The organism is Pseudomonas sp. NPDC088368, from assembly GCF_044753445.1.
GTDB lineage: Bacteria > Pseudomonadota > Gammaproteobacteria > Pseudomonadales > Pseudomonadaceae > Aquipseudomonas > Aquipseudomonas bambusae.
Window position 1 is genome coordinate 225,882 of record NZ_JBIVNG010000001.1, and the last position, 20,926, is coordinate 246,807.

The 20,926-nt window shown below is 59.6% G+C and carries 21 protein-coding genes; 15 read left to right on the top strand and 6 right to left on the bottom strand.

Annotated elements, in window-relative coordinates; all coding sequences use genetic code 11:
- Nucleotides 1-28: 28 nt before the first annotated feature.
- The 3 genes from ACIQAL_RS00935 to ACIQAL_RS00945 all read right to left on the bottom strand — a co-directional run bounded on the left by ACIQAL_RS00935 (nt 29) and on the right by ACIQAL_RS00945 (nt 2,408).
- Entirely contained in the window at nt 29-760 is a 732-nt protein-coding gene (locus tag ACIQAL_RS00935) for a GntR family transcriptional regulator (protein ID WP_401141460.1), read from the bottom strand.
- 484 nt (nt 761-1,244) lie between these two features.
- Complete coding sequence (locus tag ACIQAL_RS00940; protein ID WP_166593615.1) at nt 1,245-1,808, bottom strand: murein L,D-transpeptidase family protein; 564 nt, start codon at nt 1,806-1,808, stop codon at nt 1,245-1,247.
- Between the two features lie 48 nt (nt 1,809-1,856).
- A complete protein-coding gene (locus tag ACIQAL_RS00945; protein ID WP_401141463.1) occupies nt 1,857-2,408 on the bottom strand; it encodes an NUDIX hydrolase in 552 nt (183 codons plus the stop codon).
- Nucleotides 2,409-2,567: 159 nt separating this feature from the next.
- Here ACIQAL_RS00945 and ACIQAL_RS00950 point away from each other — a divergent pair, with 159 nt between their 5' ends.
- The 4 genes from ACIQAL_RS00950 to purT all read left to right on the top strand — a co-directional run bounded on the left by ACIQAL_RS00950 (nt 2,568) and on the right by purT (nt 5,464).
- Nucleotides 2,568-3,179 (top strand): CoA pyrophosphatase, encoded by a 612-nt coding sequence (locus ACIQAL_RS00950; RefSeq protein ID WP_401141466.1) that lies wholly within the window; start codon nt 2,568-2,570, stop codon nt 3,177-3,179.
- A 73-nt stretch (nt 3,180-3,252) separates the two neighbouring features.
- Nucleotides 3,253-3,777, top strand: coding sequence for a gamma carbonic anhydrase family protein (locus ACIQAL_RS00955; RefSeq protein WP_401141468.1), 525 nt, complete (start codon nt 3,253-3,255; stop codon nt 3,775-3,777).
- A complete protein-coding gene (locus ACIQAL_RS00960; protein ID WP_401141471.1) occupies nt 3,777-3,995 on the top strand; it encodes a DUF1289 domain-containing protein in 219 nt (72 codons plus the stop codon). Before ACIQAL_RS00955 ends, ACIQAL_RS00960 begins: the two co-directional genes overlap by 1 nt.
- Nucleotides 3,996-4,282: 287 nt before the next feature.
- Nucleotides 4,283-5,464, top strand: a complete 1,182-nt coding sequence (purT, locus tag ACIQAL_RS00965; protein ID WP_401141474.1) for a formate-dependent phosphoribosylglycinamide formyltransferase — start codon at nt 4,283-4,285, stop codon at nt 5,462-5,464.
- A 226-nt stretch (nt 5,465-5,690) separates the two neighbouring features.
- Here the strand turns inward: purT and ACIQAL_RS00970 are convergent, their stop codons facing one another.
- The 3 genes from ACIQAL_RS00970 to ACIQAL_RS00980 form a co-directional block, all read right to left on the bottom strand.
- On the bottom strand, nt 5,691-7,013 hold the full coding sequence (locus ACIQAL_RS00970) for an MFS transporter (protein WP_401141476.1): 1,323 nt from the start codon (nt 7,011-7,013) through the stop codon (nt 5,691-5,693).
- Between the two features lie 282 nt (nt 7,014-7,295).
- Nucleotides 7,296-8,534 (bottom strand): CNNM domain-containing protein, encoded by a 1,239-nt coding sequence (locus ACIQAL_RS00975; protein WP_341959660.1) that lies wholly within the window; start codon nt 8,532-8,534, stop codon nt 7,296-7,298.
- Nucleotides 8,535-8,546: 12 nt separating this feature from the next.
- Nucleotides 8,547-9,359, bottom strand: a complete 813-nt coding sequence (locus ACIQAL_RS00980; protein WP_166593607.1) for an inner membrane protein YpjD — start codon at nt 9,357-9,359, stop codon at nt 8,547-8,549.
- Nucleotides 9,360-9,608: 249 nt separating this feature from the next.
- On the opposite strand from ACIQAL_RS00980, the gene ffh reads away from it, so the two are divergent.
- From ffh to ACIQAL_RS01035, 11 genes are all read left to right on the top strand, one after another.
- Nucleotides 9,609-10,985, top strand: a complete 1,377-nt coding sequence (gene ffh / locus ACIQAL_RS00985; protein ID WP_401141480.1) for a signal recognition particle protein — start codon at nt 9,609-9,611, stop codon at nt 10,983-10,985.
- Between the two features lie 247 nt (nt 10,986-11,232).
- Nucleotides 11,233-11,484: a 30S ribosomal protein S16 gene (gene rpsP, locus ACIQAL_RS00990; RefSeq protein ID WP_166593605.1), complete on the top strand. Its 252-nt coding sequence runs from the start codon at nt 11,233-11,235 to the stop codon at nt 11,482-11,484.
- Nucleotides 11,485-11,489: 5 nt separating this feature from the next.
- The gene (gene rimM, locus ACIQAL_RS00995) at nt 11,490-12,026 is read left to right on the top strand and encodes a ribosome maturation factor RimM (protein ID WP_166593604.1); all 537 of its coding nucleotides are present in this window, start codon (nt 11,490-11,492) and stop codon (nt 12,024-12,026) included.
- A 3-nt stretch (nt 12,027-12,029) separates the two neighbouring features.
- On the top strand, nt 12,030-12,782 hold the full coding sequence (gene trmD / locus ACIQAL_RS01000) for a tRNA (guanosine(37)-N1)-methyltransferase TrmD (protein ID WP_093463137.1): 753 nt from the start codon (nt 12,030-12,032) through the stop codon (nt 12,780-12,782).
- Between the two features lie 43 nt (nt 12,783-12,825).
- Entirely contained in the window at nt 12,826-13,176 is a 351-nt protein-coding gene (gene rplS, locus ACIQAL_RS01005) for a 50S ribosomal protein L19 (protein ID WP_008018567.1), read from the top strand.
- A 163-nt stretch (nt 13,177-13,339) separates the two neighbouring features.
- The gene (gene xerD, locus ACIQAL_RS01010; RefSeq protein ID WP_341959657.1) at nt 13,340-14,236 is read left to right on the top strand and encodes a site-specific tyrosine recombinase XerD; all 897 of its coding nucleotides are present in this window, start codon (nt 13,340-13,342) and stop codon (nt 14,234-14,236) included.
- Nucleotides 14,237-14,404: 168 nt separating this feature from the next.
- Nucleotides 14,405-15,148 carry a bifunctional protein-disulfide isomerase/oxidoreductase DsbC gene (gene dsbC / locus ACIQAL_RS01015; protein ID WP_401141484.1) on the top strand — a complete coding sequence of 248 codons (744 nt, stop codon included), beginning with the start codon at nt 14,405-14,407 and terminating at the stop codon, nt 15,146-15,148.
- A gap of 89 nt (nt 15,149-15,237) precedes the next feature.
- Nucleotides 15,238-16,542 (top strand): homoserine dehydrogenase, encoded by a 1,305-nt coding sequence (locus tag ACIQAL_RS01020; RefSeq protein WP_341959655.1) that lies wholly within the window; start codon nt 15,238-15,240, stop codon nt 16,540-16,542.
- A 154-nt stretch (nt 16,543-16,696) separates the two neighbouring features.
- Nucleotides 16,697-18,106 (top strand): threonine synthase, encoded by a 1,410-nt coding sequence (gene thrC / locus ACIQAL_RS01025; protein WP_401141488.1) that lies wholly within the window; start codon nt 16,697-16,699, stop codon nt 18,104-18,106.
- A 114-nt stretch (nt 18,107-18,220) separates the two neighbouring features.
- Entirely contained in the window at nt 18,221-20,356 is a 2,136-nt protein-coding gene (locus tag ACIQAL_RS01030) for a transporter substrate-binding domain-containing protein (RefSeq protein ID WP_401141491.1), read from the top strand.
- A gap of 155 nt (nt 20,357-20,511) precedes the next feature.
- Nucleotides 20,512-20,796, top strand: coding sequence for a DUF3509 domain-containing protein (locus ACIQAL_RS01035; protein WP_401141494.1), 285 nt, complete (start codon nt 20,512-20,514; stop codon nt 20,794-20,796).
- Nucleotides 20,797-20,926: the final 130 nt, after the last annotated feature.

A 20,926-nucleotide genomic window follows, 5' to 3' on the forward strand; every position in this document is an offset into this window, starting at 1 on the left:
CTCCGTTCGGGTTTATCTGCGCGGCTGGTTAACGGCGCAACTCGGCGACGAAATCGTAGTAATCGTCGCGGCAATAGGTGTCGGTCAGTTCGATGGGCGTGTTGTCGGCGAGGTAGCCGATCCGGGTCATCAGCAGCATGGCGGTGCCGGTTTCGAGGCCGACCAGCGCGGCCATTTCCGCCGAGGCGTTGACCGCGCGGATGTGTTGCAGGGCGCGTACCACCGGACGTCCGATGGAGTCCAGATGCGCGTACAGCGAATCGCCGATGGCCTCGGGTTCTGGCAACAGGGCCGCGGGCAGCGCGCTCAGTTCGACCGCCATGACGATGCCATCGGCCTTGCGCAGACGTTTGAGCCGGGCGACTTTTTCGGTGGGCGACAGGCTCAGGCGGATCAGCTCTTCGTGAGTGGGCAACGTGATGTCGCGCTCCAGCCACTGGGAACTGGGCGTGAAACCCTTGAGCCGCAGCATCTCGCTGAAGCTGGAGAGACGGGACAGCGGCTGTTCGAGGCGCGGCGTGATGAACGTGCCCGAACCCTGGCTGCGGCGGATCAGGCCTTGTTCCAGCAGAATTTCCAGTGCCTTGCGCGCCGTGACCCGGGAAATGTTCAGGCTCTCGCTGAGGCTGCGTTCCGAGGGCAACGCCTGCTCGGCCTTCCACTGACCGGCATGGATCGCCGCTTCCAGATTGCGCGCCAGCTGCAAATAAAGCGGTGTGGGCTGGCTGTCGTCGGGGCGCAGGGAGAGGATCGAATTCATGGAAGGCGGGCCGAGGCGGATTGGAATTATGTTCGGAGAGTGCGTCCGAAAGTAATACCACTTGCATACCACGTCAACGGGATTGGTATTAGGCGGGAGGGTTTTTGGTCACAGACTGGTGACGTTTGGAGGGGCGATGGGGGAGAGTCAGGCAAGCCTAGGTCGCCGGGTTTGCTGCCGCTTCGCGCCAGATCGTAGGCAAGCCAACTCCCACAGCCTTCGGCCAGAGGCGGTGCGGTGAGTGTCTGGCAACACGCAAATAGCTCTTGATTCTGGCCGAAGGCCGTAGGAGCTGGCTTGCCTGCGATCTGGCGCGCAGCGGTAGTAAAACCAGGCGCATGGGCGTGTCAGGCGGATCGAGGTTGCAGGGTTTGCTGCCGGTTCCCGGCAGATCGTAGGCAAGCCAACTCCTACGCCTTCGGCAGAAGCTAGATCGTTGTCGTCGCGCCCCTTAAGTCTTCGGTCAAATGGTATCTAACTGGCGCTACGGCCGAATCTCGATCATCGTGCCGTCCTTGACCAGATCCCACACCTCACGAATGTCGCTGTTCTTCATGGCGATGCAGCCGTTGGTCCAGTCCAGCGTGTGGAAATACCACTCGGGGTAGTCTTCGTTGATTGGCGTGCCGTGGATCATGATCATGCTGCCCGGGTTCACACCTTCGCGGCGGGCGCGGGCGGAGTCAGCGATGTTGGGGTAGGAAATGTGCATCGACAGGTTGAACGCGTCGCTGGTCTTGCGCCAGTCCAGCCAATAAAAGCCTTCCGGCGTGCGTTGGTCACCCTCTTGCAGCTTGGGCCCTTTCGGCGCCTTGCCCAGCGAGATGCGATAGGTTTTCAGTGCCTCGCCCTTGCTCATCAATTGCAACTGATGTGCTGATTTGAGTACCAGCACCTTGTCGATGGCGCGGGCGCTGATGTCCTGAGTGTCCACCACCTTGCCGTCGACGAATTTCTGCTCGCTGCCCTTGGGCACGATGGTCTGAGTGAAGGCGGCCTGGGACAGCGGAACGACCAGCAGGCATAGAACGGCGAGCAACCAACGCATTTTCAACGGTATCCCTGAACCCTGCGCTCAGCGGCGCGGGTCATCTGGTCAAGTGGTTTTGAGAGGGGGCACGACAGTCAGGCAATCGGTATGCACCGGGAATTCTTGACGCCGCCGGTCTGCAAAAAAATACTCCAGCGTACGTCGCACGGTGTTGAACGCCAGTTCCGACCACGGAATGTCCGCCTCGTCGAACAGCTTCACCTCAAGGCTCTCGACCCCTGCGGCAAACTCCGCGCTGGCCATGTTGGCGCGGTAGAAGATGTGCACCTGACTGATGTGCGGCACGTCGATCATGGCATAGAGGTGCAAGTCTTCCAGCACGGCGCAGGCTTCTTCGACGGTCTCCCGGCGCGCGGCCTGGTCGACGCTTTCACCGTTCTCCATGAAACCGGCTGGCAGAGTCCAGTAACCCAGGCGTGGCTCGATGGCGCGACGACACAGCAGCACCTTGCCTTCCCACGTCGGGAGCACCCCCGCCACGATGTTCGGATTCTGGTAATGAATAGTGTGACAGTGGTCGCACACATAACGCAGACGCGTATCGCCTTCGGGGATGCGCTGGCTGACCTGTTCGCCGCAGTGGCTGCAGAATTTCATGATCGAATCGGGTTCCTGAAGTCAGCGGCTATCTTGGCGTGTGGCGCGGGTGGTCGGCAAGCGATGTGTTGTTTCCGACACGCTGGCTGTCGCCCCTGGGGTTGGGCGTGTCGGCGCTTTGGTGCATGATGCGGGTCAGGCAATCGACCGAGAATTCCCATGCTGGACGAGCTACTTCGCCGTATGAGCAGCCACACGCCGCAACCTCTGGAGAGGGATGCAGGTTTCTCCGAGGCCGCGGTGCTCATGCCCATCACCCGCAGCGACGAGCCGGAACTGGTGCTGACCCTGCGTGCCAGTGGGTTGTCGACCCACGGCGGCGAAGTGGCGTTTCCGGGCGGACGAAGAGACCCTGAGGACCCTAATCTGGTGTTCACCGCCTTACGCGAGGCTGAAGAGGAAATCGGTCTGCCGCCGGGCCTCGTCGAAATCGTCGGCCCATTGAGTCCGCTGATTTCCAAGCACGGCCTGAAGGTCACGCCCTATGTCGGCATCATCCCCGATTACGTCGAATACAAACCCAATGATGGGGAGATCGCTGCTGTTTTCAGCGTGCCGCTGGAATTCTTCCGCGAAGACGCCCGCGAACATACGCACCGCATCGATTATCAGGGGCGCAGTTGGTACGTGCCGAGCTACCGGTTTGGCGAGTACAAGATCTGGGGCTTGAGCGCGATCATGATCGTGGAGCTGATGAACGTGCTGTTCGACAGCAAGATCAACCTGCATCATCCACCCCAGCGTTCGTCCGTTTTGACGCTGAAGTCCTGAATCGTTCGTTTCGCCCAACCGTGAGCCCCGCGCTCGACCCACGGCCGCAGAGCCGAGTCATGAGGAAGACACCATGAAATACCGCCTGGGCGACGCCCGCGTCGAAGTCCACCCGCAGAGCTGGATCGCCCCCACCGCCACCCTGATCGGCAAGGTCCGTTTGCAGGCCAACGCCAGCGTCTGGTTTGGCGCCGTCTTGCGAGGCGACAACGAGCTGATCGACATCGGCGAGAACAGCAACGTACAGGATGGCACCGTGATGCACACCGACATGGGCTCGCCGCTGACCATCGGCAAGAACGTGACCATCGGCCACAACGTCATGCTGCACGGCTGCACGGTCGACGACAACACGCTGATTGGCATCAACTCGGTGATCCTCAACGGGGCGAAGATCGGCAAACACTGCATCATCGGCGCCAATTCGCTGATCGGCGAAGGCAAGGTGATTCCGGACGGATCGCTGGTCATGGGGTCGCCGGGCAAGATCGTGCGGGAACTGACCGACGCACAGAAGAAAATGCTCGAAGCCAGCGCCGCCCACTATGTTCACAACGCGCAGCGTTACGCCCGCGACCTGGCGCCGCAGGAAGACTGATGGCCGCCGATCAACCTGTTCATGAAAAGCCCGTGCGCTCACCGTGCGTGAGCATCTGTGCGCTGGATGACGCCGACATGTGCGTCGGCTGCCAGCGCACGGTCACGGAAATCACCGCCTGGAGCCGCATGAGCAACGACGAACGCCGCGCGGTATTGGTGCTGTGCGACGAGCGTGCGCGGGCGAGTGGGGCGATGTTTTCGGTGCCAGGGCGATAGGCTGAGCACTGCGCCGGACCTGTGGGCGCTTCTGGAGGTTACGACAGTGGCGAATGCGGTGTGTCAAACACCGCTGAGCAGCCTGACCCACCGCGCTCGCTGCCGTCGTAACCTCCGACGTCTCCCACAGGTGTAGCGGTGTTGCAAAAAGCTGCGGCAATCATCGGATCATCCGTCAGCCGCCACACCCCATCCCCCGGCCTTCATGGTAAATTGCGCGCCTTTATGACCTGGGGTTGCTCGCCTGTGGCGGGTTGCCCTCGATATCTGCTCCACGAGGACCTGAGATGACTCAAATCGGAACTCCACTGTCGCCGACCGCGACCCGCGTTTTGCTCTGCGGTTGCGGCGAGCTTGGCAAGGAAGTGGTGATCGAACTGCAACGCCTGGGCGTTGAAGTGATTGCCGTCGACCGTTACGCCAACGCTCCGGCCATGCAGGTCGCGCACCGCAGCCATGTGATCAACATGCTCGACGGCGCTGCACTGCGGGCTGTGATCGAAGCGGAGAAACCGCATTACATCGTCCCGGAAATCGAAGCCATCGCCACCGCGACGCTGGTCGAACTTGAGGCCGAAGGCTTCACCGTCATCCCGACCGCGCGCGCCACGCAGCTGACCATGAACCGCGAAGGTATTCGCCGTCTGGCCGCCGAAGAGCTGGACCTGCCGACCTCGCCGTATCACTTCGCCGACACCTTCGAAGACTACAAGAAGGCCGTCGAAGACCTGGGTTTCCCGTGCGTCGTCAAACCGGTCATGAGCTCGTCGGGCAAAGGCCAGAGCCTGCTGAAAACCGAGGCTGACGTTCAGAAAGCCTGGGATTACGCCCAAGAAGGCGGCCGTGCGGGCAAAGGTCGCGTGATCATCGAAGGCTTCATCGACTTCGATTACGAAATCACCCTGCTCACCGTGCGTCACGTCGGCGGCACCACCTTTTGCGCGCCGGTAGGCCATCGTCAGGAGAAGGGCGACTATCAGGAATCCTGGCAGCCACAGGCCATGAGCCCGGCGGCGCTGGCGGAATCCGAGCGTGTGGCCAAGGCCGTGACCGAAGCGTTGGGCGGCCGGGGCCTGTTCGGCGTTGAGCTGTTCATCAAGGGCGATCAGGTGTGGTTCAGCGAAGTCTCGCCACGCCCGCACGACACCGGCCTGGTGACGCTGATTTCCCAGGACCTGTCGCAGTTCGCGTTGCACGCCCGCGCCATTCTCGGTCTGCCGATCCCGTTGATTCGTCAGTTCGGCCCATCGGCATCGGCGGTGATTCTGGTGGAAGGTCAATCGACCCAGACCGCGTTTGCCAATCTGGAGCAGGCCCTGAGCGAGCCCGACACCGCGCTGCGTCTGTTCGGCAAGCCGGAAGTCAACGGTCAGCGCCGCATGGGCGTGGCCCTGGCTCGTGACGAATCGATCGAAGCCGCTCGCCGCAAGGCAACCCGGTCGTCGATAGCGGTGAAAGTGCAGCTGTAACATCTTCCCGCACATAAAAACGGCGCCCTCAGAGGCGCCGTTTTTGTTGGGAATTACGAAGTGCTGTGTCCAGCCCATTACCACCTGTGGGAGCGAATGTATTCGCGAGACGTATGTTTAGCCGACACATATGCATCGCTTGATACACCTTCGCGAATAAATTCGCTCCCACAGGGTGTGTTGTCAGGGGTCGTCTTCAGGATCGCCAACCCCTGCAATGGTGTCGTTATTTGATCGTATCCAGATCCGCATGCCGTGTTTCTTTCAGGCACAGCACAGCAATCAGACTCAACAACGCCGCCGCCGAGACGTACCCGCCGACCCAGCTCAAACCACCCATCTCCACCAATTGTTGGGCGAAGAACGGCGCCACCGAGGCGCCGACGATCCCGCCAATGTTGTAGGCCGCCGACGCGCCGGTGTAGCGCACGCGGGTCGGGAACAGTTCAGGCAACATCGCGCCCATCGGGGCGAAGGTCACGCCCATCAGGAACAGCTCGATGGACAGAAACAACGTCACCGCCCACGTGGTGCCGTGAGTCAGCAACGGCTGCATCAGAAAACCCGACAGAATCGCCAGCACGCCGCCGATGATCAACACCGGTTTGCGGCCGAAACGGTCACTCGCCCAGGCCGACAGCGGGGTGGCCAAAGCCATGAACAACACCGCAAAGCACAGCATGGCAAGGAAGGATTCGCGGCTGTAGCCCAAGGATTTCACCCCGTAGCTCAGGGAAAACACCGTCGAGATGTAGAACAGCGCGTAGCACACCACCATCGACGCGGCCCCCAACAGCATCGGCGCCCAGTATTGCGAAAACAGCTCGGCAATCGGCATTTTGAGGCGCTCGTGATTAGCGATGGCCTTGGCGAAGACCGGCGTTTCTTCCAGCTTCAAGCGCACATAGAGGCCGATCACCACCAGCACGGCGCTGAGCAGGAACGGAATGCGCCAGCCCCAGGAGCGGAACTGTTCGTCGCTCAGCGTGACGGCCAGGGTAAGGAACAGACCGTTGGCAACCAGAAACCCAATCGATGGACCGAGTTGCGGAAACATCCCGAACCAAGCCCGCTTGCCTTTGGGGGCGTTTTCGGTGGCCAGCAACGCTGCGCCGCCCCATTCGCCGCCCAGCCCAAGTCCTTGGCCGAAGCGCAGCACGCACAGCAGAATCGGCGCCCAGGAACCGATGGCTTCATAGCCCGGTAAAACGCCGATCAGCGTGGTGCAGATGCCCATCAGCAATAACGAAGCGACCAGCGTGGATTTACGGCCAATGCGGTCGCCGAAGTGACCGAACAGCAACGAGCCCAACGGGCGAGCGAGAAAGGCGATGCCGAACGTCAGAAACGCCGACAGCATCTGTGCGGTACTGGAGGTCTGCGGGAAGAACACCGGCCCGATCACCAGGGCGGCGGCTGTGGCGTAGACGTAGAAGTCGTAGAACTCGATGGCCGTGCCGATGAAGCTGGCAGTGGCCACGCGGGCGGCGGAATTGGCGGGCGGTGCCGCGCTTTCGCCGCTTGGCGGAAAGGTGGACGTGCTGGTCATGCGGGTATCCCTGGCAGTCATCTTGCCTGTCAGCGGGGGACAAAACGTCCGGGGCGCTGGGGCAATCGTTAATTGTTTTTGGGTACAGCGCTGAACAGACTAGCCCCGAATGGTGGGGAGGTGACGGTGCTCGGGATGTGAGCGGTGTAAAGACGTCAGGCTGAGTGACTGGCCGACTCTCGCATCGTGCGGGTAGCACGCGGGTCGGCGGGGCTGGGTAAGCGGCTCGATTATAGGAAGGGCAGCAGCGCGGAAACAAGTGTTTCAGACGTGTTGCGCGCGTCAGGTCACGTCTTTGGTCCGGGTGTTTTGCCACATCAGGACGCGGGTGACCCGGTTGTCCTCGGTTTCCAGCGTTTCGAGGCGGTACGGCCCGATCTTCAGGCACACCGAGCTGTCGGGAATGGTTTCCAGCGCTTCGGTGATCAGACCGTTGAGGGTCTTGGGGCCGTCCGCCGGCAGGTGCCAGCCCAGGCTCTTGTTCAGGTCGCGGATCGAGGCCGCGCCTTCCACCACCAGACGGCCGTCCGGCTGCGGATGAATGTGCGGGTTGTCGAGGGATTGCTCGCTTTCGAATTCTCCGACGATCTCTTCGAGGATGTCTTCCAGGCTGACGATGCCCAACACTTCGCCGTACTCGTCCACCACCACGCCCATGCGCCGCTGCTGCTTGTGAAAGTTCAGCAACTGCATCTGCAACGGCGTGCTTTCGGGAACGAAATAGGGCTCGTAGCAGGCGGCTTTCAGCGCTTCCTTGGTCAACTGACCGCGTGGCAGCAGGTGGCTGATCATGCGTGTGTTGAGCACGCCTTCGACCTGATTGATGTCGTTGTGATAGACCGGCAGGCGGGTGTGGCGGGAGATGATCAGCTTGTCGACGATCTCTTCAATCGTGTCATCGAGGTTGATGCCATCCACTTCGCTGCGCGGAACGAGGATGTCGTTGACCGTCATGCTGTCCAGCGCGTGTATCCCGGAAATCACGCGGGAGCGGCCGAACTGGCTCTCGTTATCTTGATAAACCGTAGGCCCCATATCGTCGTCATCGGCAGCGGTGTCCGGGCGACGCTTGGACAGAAACGGGCGCAGCAGCACTTTGGCGATGTTCTTGTAGAGCCATGTGAGCGGCCGCAGCAGGCGCATCGGGATGCGCAGCACGTTATTGCCCAGCAACAAAATGGCTTCGGGGCGGCGGGCGGCGAGTTTGCGCGGAATGAATTCAGTGACGATCACCAGCAGACTGGCGACGCCCACCCAGGCGATCAGGGGGCCGTGGTCGTACCAGCGACTGATCGCCAGCAGGGTGGCGAGCACCGTGATCAGGACCTTGAGCAGCGTGTTGCCGAGAATCAGACTGTTCAGGTTGAACGCCAGCACTGGCTTGGCGGGCTCGGTCGAGCGCGGATTGATGCGCACCGCGCGCAAGTTGTAGTGCGCCGCTTCGACCGCCGTGAACAGCGCGGACCACAGCGTGAGCAGGACAAGGAGCGCGAGCATCGTGCCGTTGGGCAGGTTTTCCATGGTCGGCGCCTGTCAGATGTGCAGGATGTATTCGCGTACGAGTTTGCTGCCGAAATAGGCCAGCATCAGCAGCAGGAAACCGCCCAGCGTCCAGCGAATCGCCTTGTGTCCGCGCCAGCCCAGACGGGTGCGGCCCCAGAGCAGGACGCTGAACACAATCCACGCGAGGATCGACAGCAGGGTCTTGTGCACCAGGTGTTGGGCGAAGAGGTTCTCAACGAACAGCCAGCCGGAAATCAGCGACATCGACAGCAGCGTCCAGCCGGCCCAGAGGAAGCCGAACAACAGGCTTTCCATGGTTTGCAGTGGCGGGAAATTCTTGATCAGCCCGGATGGGTGCTTGTTCTTGAGCTGCCGGTTCTGCAACAGCAGCAACAGCGCCTGAAACACGGCGATGGTGAACATGCCGTAAGCCAGGATCGACAGCAGGATATGCCCGATCAGCCCCTGTTCACCGAGGATCGGCTGCAGGGTGCCGCTGGGGGCGAATTGCGCCATCAGGGTCGTCAACAGGCCGAGGGGGAAGAGCAGGATCAGCAGGATTTCAACCGGGATGCGAATGCACGCCAGCATGGTCACGATGATCACGGCGACGGCGATCAGGCTGGCAGCGCTGAAAAAGTCCAGACCGAGGCCGATAGGGCGCACCAATTGACCGAAAAGCGCGCTGGCCTGACAGGCGACGGCAAGGGTGCCGATCAGGCACAACAGCCATTTGTCGGCCTTCTTGCCCTGACGCAGGCGAATACCTTGATAGAGGGTCGCAGCGGCGTAGAGCACGGCGGCGACGAGGCTGAATAGCAAACTCGGTGACAAGGGGAACATAGATCCTGATGGGCGTGCCCGAAAGCCGCTGAGTTTGGCATAGAACCAACCGTGCACGAAAGACCACAGAAGCAGACGTCATGGTGTCCGAGCGCGGGAGTCTTCGCTATAATCCGCGACCTGCTCAAGCCACAGGCTCGCCGAGCGCTGTTTCTTCTATATAGGTGTCGGATTCGAACGCCATGTATGGAGCCATGAAAGGCACAGCGCCGCACTCACTGGGGTTCGCACGAACTCAAAGGATCACGCATGTTTGAAAATCTGACAGATCGTCTCTCACAGACGCTGCGCCAAGTCACCGGCAAGGCCAAGCTGACCGAGGACAACATCAAGGACACTCTGCGTGAAGTGCGGATGGCGCTGCTCGAAGCCGACGTCGCCTTGCCAGTGGTCAAGGATTTCGTCAACCGCATCAAGGAACGCGCGGTCGGCACCGAGGTGTCGCGCAGCCTGACGCCGGGCCAGGCGTTCGTGAAGATTGTCCAGGCCGAACTGGAAGAGATGATGGGGGCGGCCAACGAAGAGCTGAGCCTCAACGTCGCGCCACCGGCGGTCATCCTGATGGCGGGTCTGCAAGGTGCGGGTAAAACCACCACCGCAGGCAAGCTGGCGAAATTCCTCAAGGAACGCAAAAAGAAAACCGTCATGGTGGTCTCGGCGGACGTTTACCGTCCGGCGGCGATCAAGCAACTGGAGACCCTGGCCAACGACATCGGCGTGACGTTCTTCCCGTCCGACATCAGCCAGAAGCCAGTAGCGATCGCTGAAGCGGCCATCAAAGAAGCCAGGCTGAAATTCATCGACGTCGTGATCCTCGACACCGCCGGCCGTCTGCACATCGACGCCGAGATGATGGGCGAGATCCAGGCGTTGCACGCGGCGGTTAAACCGGCCGAGACGCTGTTCGTGGTTGACGCCATGACCGGTCAGGACGCCGCCAACACCGCCAAGGCCTTTGGTGACGCGCTGCCGCTGACCGGTGTGATCCTGACCAAAGTCGACGGCGACGCCCGTGGCGGTGCCGCGCTGTCCGTTCGTGCCATCACCGGCAAGCCGATCAAGTTCATCGGTATGGGCGAGAAGAGCGAGGCGCTGGAGCCGTTCCACCCTGACCGTATCGCTTCGCGCATCCTCGGCATGGGTGACGTGCTCAGCCTGATCGAACAGGCCGAGCAGACCCTCGACAAGGAAAAGGCCGACAAACTGGCCAAGAAGCTGAAGAAAGGGAAGGGCTTCGACCTTGAGGACTTCCGCGATCAGCTGCAACAGATGAAGAACATGGGCGGCCTCGGCGGCCTCATGGACAAACTGCCCAGTATCGGTGGCATGAACCTGTCACAGATGGGCAACGCACAGAACGTGGCCGAGAAGCAGTTCAAGCAAATGGAAGCCATCATCAATTCCATGACCCCGGCCGAGCGCCGTGACCCTGAGCTGATCAGCGGTTCGCGCAAACGCCGCATTGCCATGGGTTCCGGCACTCAGGTGCAGGACATCGGGCGTCTGATCAAGCAGCACAAGCAGATGCAGAAGATGATGAAGAAATTCTCGACCAAAGGCGGCATGGCCAAAATGATGCGCGGCATGGGCGGCATGCTGCCCGGCGGCGGCATGCCCAAGATGTGATTCACACCGCGCGGAGCACGGCTTCGCGCGTCCTTCTTTGGGAAAACCTTCCCACTGGCCTGCTTCGGCAGGCGCTTAATGGCCGTCGACGCAGGCGGCTCCACGGCAGATCTTGATGGCCTTGCGGTTCGCGCCGGAAAAAGTCATTTGCAAAAGTCCGGATATTCCTTAGAATATGCGGCCTTTCGGGCACCCATGCCCGCTGTGCATCTTAGATTTGCAGCACCGACTACAGGAACTTTGTTCAATGCTAACAATCCGTCTTGCCCTTGGCGGCTCCAAAAAGCGCCCGTTCTACCACCTGACTGTGACCGACAGCCGTAACCCACGCGACGGTTCGCACAAGGAACAAATCGGTTTCTTCAACCCGGTTGCCCGTGGTCAGGAAATCCGTCTGTCCGTGAACCAAGAGCGTCTGAACTACTGGCTCAGCGTTGGTGCACAACCTTCTGAGCGTGTTGCTTCGCTGTTGAAGGAATCTGCTAAGGCTGCGGCCTGAGCAATATGAACGCGACGCCAGCTTCTGCCGACGATCTCATCGTCATCGGCAAGATTTATTCGGTACATGGCGTTCGCGGCGAAGTGAAGGTGTATTCCTTTACTGATCCGACTGAAAACCTGTTGCAGTACAAGACCTGGACGCTCAAGCGCGAAGGGAGTGTGAAGCAGGTTGAGCTGGTCAGCGGGCGCGGGAGCGACAAGTTCCTGGTCGCGAAGCTCAAGGGTCTCGATGATCGTGAAGAAGCTCGTCTTCTGGCCGGTTATGAGATCTGCGTGCAACGCAGCATGCTTCCTGATCTGACCGACGGCGAGTACTACTGGTACCAGCTCGTGGGTTTGAAGGTTATCGACCACCTTGGGCAATTGCTCGGGAAAATCGATCATCTTCTGGAAACCGGCTCGAACGATGTAATGGTGGTCAAGCCCTGCGCAGGCAGTCTGGATGATCGCGAACGCTTGTTGCCCTACACAGAGCAATGCGTGTTGGCCATCGATCTGGTTGCAGGCGAGATGAAGGTGGATTGGGACGCGGATTTCTAAGCAATGGCGAGCCTGCGCATTGAAGTCATCAGTTTGTTTCCCGAGATGTTTTCCGCCATCAGCGAATACGGCATTACCAGCCGTGCGGTGAAACAGGGGCTGTTGCAGCTGACCTGTTGGAATCCGCGGGACTACACCACGGATCGGCATCACACTGTGGACGATCGCCCGTTTGGCGGTGGCCCTGGCATGGTGATGAAGATCAAGCCTCTGGAAGATGCACTGGTTCAGGCCAGGCAAGCAGCAGGGGAGGCGGCGAAGGTGATTTACCTGTCGCCACAAGGCCGCAAGCTGGATCAGTCTGCGGTACGCGAGTTGGCACAGGAAGAAGCACTCATCCTGATTGCCGGTCGTTATGAAGGCATTGACGAGCGCTTTATTGAGGCTCATGTCGATGAAGAGTGGTCGATTGGAGACTATGTGTTGTCTGGCGGCGAGCTGCCGGCCATGGTCCTGATAGATGCGGTTACGCGACTGCTGCCTGGAGCTTTAGGGCATGTGGATTCCGCGGAGGAAGATTCCTTCACGGATGGTCTGCTGGATTGCCCGCACTACACCCGACCGGAGGTGTATGCGGATCAGCGTGTTCCCGACGTGTTGCTAAGTGGCAATCACGCACACATCCGGCGTTGGCGTTTACAGCAGTCCCTTGGGCGGACCTATGAACGACGCGCCGATCTTCTGGAAAGCCGCTCGCTTTCTGGAGAAGAGAAGAAGCTGCTGGCGGAATACCTCCGTGAGCGGGACGATAGTTAACGTATCGATGGTAAATTCGACTGATTTACCTTAGGAGCACAGCATGACTAACAAAATCATTCTTGCACTCGAAGCAGAGCAGATGACCAAAGAGATCCCTCCCTTTGCCCCGGGCGACACCATTGTCGTTCAGGTGAAAGTGAAGGAAGGCGACCGTTCGCGTCTGCAAGCGTTCGAAGGCGTTGTAATTGCCAAGCGTAACCGTGGTGTGAACAGTGCTTTCACTGTTCGTAAAATCTCCAACGGTGTTGGCGTTGAGCGTACTTTCCAGACCTACAGCCCGCAAATCGACAGCATGGCTGTGAAACGTCGCGGCGACGTTCGCAAGGCCAAACTGTACTACCTGCGTGACCTGTCCGGTAAAGCAGCTCGCATCAAAGAAAAACTGGTTTAATCCCAGTCTTTCGATGCAAAAAGAAGCAGCCTACGGGCTGCTTTTTTTTATGCCTGACGAAAACACCCAGGCGGTACGGGTCTTTCGCAGGCATGAGAGTTTTGTATCGCCTTGAGAGATGTGAAAGACTTCCTCCCGTTTTCTCTCGCTCAAGTCTGACCCCATGCCCGCTTTAGACCACCCCATGATCGACCGCTTCCTGGACGCCCTGTGGCTGGAAAAGGGGCTGTCCGACAACACTCGCGATTCCTATCGCAGCGATCTGGCGCTGTTCAACGGCTGGTTGCAGGAACGCGGCATCGACCTGATGAGCGTTGGACGTGGCGTGATCTTCGATCACTTGGCCTGGCGTGTGGACAATGGCTACAAGGCGCGTTCGTCCGCGCGTTTTCTCTCCGGCGTGCGTGGCTTTTATCGGTACTTGTTGCGAGAAAAGCTGATTGCCGTTGATCCCACTTTGCAGGTCGACATGCCACAGCTGGGCAAGCCGCTGCCCAAATCGTTGTCCGAGGCGGACGTCGAATCCCTGTTGGCCGCGCCGGATCTAAGCGAAGCCATCGGCCAGCGCGACCGGGCGATGCTCGAAGTGCTATACGCCTGCGGATTGCGCGTCACGGAACTGGTGAGCCTGACCCTCGAACAGGTCAACTTGCGTCAGGGGGTGTTGCGCATCATGGGCAAAGGCAGCAAAGAGCGTCTGGTGCCGATGGGGGAGGAGGCGATTGTCTGGGTCGAGCGCTACCTGCGCGACGGCCGACAGGAACTGCTCAATGGCCGCCCTAGTGACGTGCTGTTTCCCAGTCAACGCGGCGAACAAATGACCCGACAGACGTTCTGGCACCGAATCAAACTGCAGGCCAAAGTCGCTGGCATTGGCAAGTCGCTGTCGCCACACACCTTGCGCCATGCTTTCGCCACGCATTTGCTCAATCATGGGGCTGATCTTCGCGTTGTGCAGATGCTGCTGGGGCACAGCGATTTGTCCACCACGCAGATCTACACCCACATCGCTCGCGCCCGCCTACAAGAGCTGCATGCAAAACACCACCCTCGCGGGTAACTTTGCGGTCGGAATTTACGACGCGTCTTACATCAGTCGGCGTCGGCCTCGCGGGCCTTATGTGATAGGCTTTGCCGGTTTCGCAGATTGGAGCCTGAAAACCTGCCCGGCATGCCCGCGGTTCCCGTTTTCAAACCCGCCCGTCTGCCCACCGCTCGAGGAGTTTTCATGCGCGTGACTCGTTTTATCGGTGCAGCCGCCGTAGCGCTCGCCAGTACGTTTAGCCTGTTCGCCCACGCCGATGATGCGTCCGACAAGGCCATCCGCAAGACCCTGGAATCGCTGAACCTGGAAATCCCGGTTGAGAGCATCTCCAGCAGCCCGCTAAACGGCTTGTACGAGGTCAACCTCAAAGGCGGTCGCGTACTCTACGCCAGCGCCGACGGTCAGTTCGTGATGCAGGGCAACCTCTACCAGATTCAGGGCGGCAAACCGGTCAACCTGACCGAGAAGGTCGAGCGCCTGGCGATTTCCAAGACCATCAATGGCATCCCGACCGGTGAGATGGTGGTTTACCCGGCCATTGGCGAGACCAAATCGCACATCACCGTTTTCACCGACACCACCTGCCCCTACTGTCACAAACTGCACGGCGAAGTGCCTGAGCTGAACAAGCGCGGCATCGAAGTGCGTTACGTGGCGTTCCCGCGTCAGGGTCTGGGCTCTCCAGGTGACGAACAACTGCAAGCCGTCTGGTGCTCCAAGGATCGCCGCGACGCCATGGACCGCATGGTCGATGGCAAAAACATCAAGGCGCCGAAATGCGATAACCCTGTGACTCGCCAATTCGAGATCGGTCAGGCGATCGGTGTGAACGGCACGCCGGCCATCGTGCTGGCCGACGGTCAGGTGATTCCGGGTTATCAGCCTGCTCCACAAGTGGCGAAACTGGCGCTGAGCGCCGTCAAGTAGTCCAATAAACCAGTTCAACAGCGAGCCGCACTGTCATGCGGCTGTTTCCACGGTCGGTCCAGCGCCGGTCGTTTTACGGGGAGTTCATAGTGAAACCGGTCAAAGTAGGCATCTGTGGGCTGGGTACTGTCGGTGGCGGTACCTTCAATGTGCTAAAGCGTAACGCCGAGGAGATTGCCCGCCGTGCCGGGCGTGGAATCGAAGTCGCGCAAATTGCCGTGCGTACGCCAAACCCCAATTGCCAGATTACCGGTACCCCGACCACGACCGATGTGTTCGACGTGGCCAGCAACCCTGAAATCGACATCGTCATCGAGTTGATCGGCGGTTACACCGTGGCCCGCGAGCTGGTGCTCAAGGCCATCGAGAACGGCAAGCACGTGGTCACTGCCAACAAGGCGCTGATCGCCGTTCACGGCAACGAAATCTTCGCCAAGGCTCGCGAAAAGGGCGTCATCGTGGCCTTCGAAGCCGCAGTCGCTGGCGGCATCCCTGTGATCAAGGCCATTCGTGAAGGCCTGGCGGCCAACCGTATCAACTGGGTCGCGGGAATCATCAATGGCACCGGCAACTTCATCCTGACCGAGATGCGTGAGAAGGGCCGTACCTTCCCGGACGTGCTGGCCGAAGCCCAAGCGCTGGGTTATGCCGAAGCCGACCCGACGTTCGACGTCGAAGGCATCGACGCCGCGCACAAGCTGACCATCCTGGCGTCTATCGCATTCGGTATCCCGCTGCAATTCGACAAGGCTTATACCGAAGGCATCACCAAGCTGACCACCGCTGACGTGAACTACGCCGAAGCCTTGGGCTACCGCATCAAGCACTTGGGCGTGGCTCGTAGCACCCCGGCCGGTATCGAACTGCGCGTACACCCGACCCTGATCCCGGCCGACCGCCTGATCGCCAACGTCAACGGCGTGATGAACGCGGTGATGGTCAACGGCGACGCAGCCGGTTCGACCCTGTTCTACGGCGCAGGCGCGGGCATGGAACCGACCGCTTCGTCCGTCGTTGCTGACTTGGTGGATGTGGTGCGTGCCCTGACCACCGACCCTGAAAACCGCGTGCCGCACTTGGCCTTCCAGCCAGATTCGTTGTCGGCTCACCCGATCCTGCCGATCGAGAAGTGTGAGAGCGCCTACTACCTGCGCATTCAGGCGAAGGACCATCCGGGTGTTCTGGCTCAGGTTGCCAGCATCCTGTCCGAGCGCGGCATCAACATCGAATCGATCATGCAGAAAGAAGCCGAAGAGCAAGATGGTCTGGTGCCGATGATTCTGCTGACCCATCGCGTGGTCGAGCAGCGCATCAACGATGCCATTCAGGCACTGGAAGCGCTGGAAGGCGTGGCGGGCCCGGTCGTTCGTATTCGTGTCGAACACTTGAACTGAAAAGAACAGCGGCGAGCTATGAGCCGCAAGCTTCAAGCAAGATCAAAATCACATCGCGGCGAGCTTCTCTACGCAGACTGAAGGTAAAAACGGATTCGCTTTTACTTGTCGCTTGCAGCTCGAAGCTCGCCGCTCGAACCGAAGGTTTGAAGAAATGCGCTATATCAGTACTCGCGGCCAGGCGCCGGCCCTGAATTTTGAAGATGTGCTGCTCGCCGGTCTTGCCACCGATGGCGGTCTGTACGTTCCCGAGAACCTGCCACGCTTCACCCAGGAAGAAATCGCGTCTTGGGCCGGTTTGCCGTATCACGAGCTGGCGTTCCGGGTGATGCGCCCGTTCGTCACTGGCAGCATTCCAGACGCTGATTTCAAGAAGATCCTCGAAGAAACGTACGGCGTATTCGCCCACAGTTCGGTTGCGCCTCTGCGTCAACTGAACAGCAACGAGTGGGTGATGGAACTGTTCCACGGCCCGACCCTGGCGTTCAAGGATTTCGCCCTGCAACTGCTGGGTCGCTTGCTGGATTATGTGTTGGAAAAACGCGGCGAGCGCGTGGTGATTATCGGCGCGACTTCCGGTGACACCGGTTCTGCTGCCATCGAAGGCTGCCGTCGTTGCGACAACGTCGACATCTTCATCCTGCACCCGAACAAGCGTGTGTCGGACGTTCAGCGCCGCCAGATGACCACGATCTTCGGCGAGAACATCCACAACATCGCCATCGAAGGCAACTTCGATGACTGCCAGGAAATGGTCAAGAACAGCTTTGCTGATCAGAGCTTCCTGAAAGGCACCCGCCTGGTGGCCGTGAACTCGATCAACTGGGCGCGCATCATGGCCCAGATCGTTTATTACTTCCACGCGGCCCTGCAATTGGGCGGCCCTGCGCGTTCGGTCGCGTTCTCGGTGCCGACGGGTAACTTCGGCGACATTTTTGCCGGTTACCTGGCGCGCAACATGGGCCTGCCAATCAGCCAACTGATCGTGGCCACCAACCGCAACGACATCCTGCACCGCTTCATGAGCGGCAATCAGTACGTCAAGGAAACGCTGCACGCCACGCTGTCGCCGTCGATGGACATCATGGTGTCGTCGAACTTCGAACGTCTGCTGTTCGACATGCACGGTCGCAACGGCGCCGCAATTGCCGACCTAATGGCGAGCTTCAAGCAAGGTGGCGGTTTCAGCGTTGAAGACGACCGCTGGACCGAAACCCGCAAGCTCTTTGATTCGCTGGCCGTGAGCGACGAACAGACCTGTGAAACCATCGCTGAAGTCTTTGCCAGCACCGGTGAAGTCCTCGACCCGCACACCGCGATCGGCGTGAAAGCCGCCCGTGACTGCCGTCGTAGTCTCGACACGCCGATGGTGATTCTGGGGACAGCGCACCCGGTCAAATTCCCGGAAGCCGTGCAAAAGGCCGGTGTAGGAAAAGCACTTGAGTTGCCTGCACATTTGTCTGATTTGTTTGAGCGCGATGAACGCTGCACCGTGCTGCCGAATGACCTGAAAGCCATGCAGGCGTTCGTCAGCCAGCACGGCAATCGCGGCAAGCCGCTTTAACGGTATCGTCGTGTAACAACTAAGGCCCGCCCCTCGGCGGGCCTTCTTGTTCATGCGTGCCACACTTGCGCGGAATTTCTGATTTTCGTGAACAAACAAGTGGCGGTATAAAACATGAACATGGACAGACAAGGAGTGCCCGTCCAGAACCGAATCTTTCGATACTTGCTGTGCGCATTGATGCTACTGGTGTGTATCGGGAGCCGGGCAGGGCACGGAGCCGAAAAGCTTCCCTTCATTTTGGGCGAACCCTTCCTCAGCGTGCAGCCGATGCCGCTCGAGGCTGCCGAGCGTCAGTGGCTGGACCAGCGACAAGTGCTTCGTGTCGGTATCCCCATTGACGACTACGAACCTGTTGACATCACCAGCGACGGCAACCGCTATCAAGGCATCAGTGCCGATTATCTGAGCCTGATCGCTGCCAAGCTGGGCGTATCCATGCACGTTACGGGCTTCGCCAAGCGCGAACAGGCCGTCGAGGCGTTGAAGGCAGGCAAAGTCGACCTGTTGACCAGCGCCAGTGGGTTCGAACGCGGGATGTCGGACCTTGCCGTCACCCGCAATTACCTGACGGACAGGGCTGTGGTGGTAGGGCGCCGGGGAGATTTCACATTGTCCACTGCCTTAAGTGGCAAGCGCATTATCGCGCTGGACTGCTACGCCGATCCCGACCAACTGCAGCGATTGTATCCTGACAGCGATATAGTTCTTGCACCGACGTTGTTCAGCGCTGTAGAGGCGCTGACCCAAGGTGATGCCGACGCATTGGTCGGCAATGAAATAGTCATGAATGCCTTCAAGTCGCTACGTCCCTACCTCGGTTTGCAAACCAGATTCGAGAGCTTGTTGCCCTTGGCGGGCTTCGGGTTCGCGACACGGGCAGAGGATACGACGCTGTTGGCGCTGTTGAACCGCTCACTCAATGATCTGGATGAGGCAGTGGACCGCAACATTCAACGCCGCTGGATTCTTGACGAGGATGTCGAGGTCGAGCCCGGACGGCGTATTCGACTCACTGCCGCCGAACGCCAGTGGGTTCGCAAACACTCGCAAGTCCGGATCGGTTCGACACAACATGCGCCCTATGTCTATAAGGACGCCGACGGTCACTGGGTGGGGCTGAATATCGATATTCTTGACCGAATCTCGCGCATGACCGGCCTCAACTTTGTCCACCATGAGATGCCGAACCTCCATGCGGCACTGGAAGCGTTGTCGTCCGGGGCCGTTGACATGAATACCACGGTGGCGGAAACCGCCGAACGCCGGGCGACGCTGTCGTTCAGTTACGCCTATGGCGGGAACAGTTGGGTGTACGTGATCCAAAAGGATAACGAGGGTCCCGTCAGTCTGGCCAACATGTCTGGAAAGGTACTGGCGATGCCGGCCCGTCACGCTCTTCTGGAATTCATTCGCGTCCGCTACCCAGACGTCCAACTGACGATTGTGCCCTCCTACCTGGAGGCCCGGCGGTTGGTGGAGAGCGGAGGGGCAACGGCGACCATTCAGAATGAAGCGGCGGCCTGGACCTCGTCGATGCGCGGGCTGAAGGTGGCAGGCAGTGTGGAGGACATATGGTCGCCGGACCGGTTTGCTGTCATCAATTCCGAACCTGAGCTTTTGAGCATTCTGAACAAGGCACTGGATGAATTCCCTGTGGCCGAGATGCGGGCGATTCGCACGAAATGGCTGGGGGGAATCATGGATCAGTCCCCACTGTTGGAGCAGATTCCGGCTTGGATGTTTTGGCTGCTGGCAGTGGTGTCATCATGCGTATTGGTTACGCTCTATTGGAAAATTCGGTTGAAGGACCAGATACGGCAACGGCTGATCGCAGAAGCGCAGCTCAACGATCAACTGGCGTTCAAGCGTGCGTTGATGGACGGTATTCCTGAGCCGATGTATGTCCGGGATCTCCAGGGTCGTCTCGTGTTCTGCAACCGTAGTTATGAGGACAGTTTCGGTCTCAGCTATGAACAGATGAATGGTCGGCGCCTGATCGATGTCGATCTGATCCCACGAGACGCTGCCGAGGCGATGCACGCGAGTTACATGAATCTATTGACGACGCAGCAACCGCTGTTGACCGAGCGCAGTGTCACGCTGTCCGGTCGCGCCATTGAGGCGTCTCAGTGGGCGGTGCCGTTCTATGACGCAGGCGGACAGTTGCAGGGCTTGCTGGGAGGCTGGCTCGATATCTCCGAGGCCAAGCGCCTGACGCCGAGCGCGACGCGGACGTCAAAAGACTGAATTCTGCCTGTCACATTGGGCAGGCATGCTCCAGTGACAAAGGGATGACGATCAACCCGCTCACGGTAAACCCACGAAGCGGAAAAGAACTTTCCGCTTCTGCCGATGGTCATTGATAAGCACCTTTGCATTCAAACTGTTGAGTGGTGATCCAGATGGAAAATATCAGCTTGTTGTTAAGCGAAGCACTGGCACCTTATGAGGCCAGCCTGGGCGCTGCCGGTGTAAATGGCGAGCATCTGGTGACGCTGAAAAATGCAGCCGGTGCGATCGTGATCGAACGCGTCTATTCCGCTGCCCAGTTGTGTGACAAGCGCCAGCTGACCGACGTGGTCGACGGGCTTCATCGTGATTTGATGGTCGCCGAGGGCCGTATCGAGCCTTGCGTCATCGCCGCGATGCGAAATGCGACACAGGTCAACAATTTTGCCGCCCGTTAGGGTTTTGTCTGAGGGACGGGGAACCTTATCCATTACATAGGCTCCTATCCATTACGGCAGGCGCAGGCATTGTGCTCCGGTGTTTATGTTGCCTGCCGTACGGGTCCAAGATGGACCACGGTTGACCCCG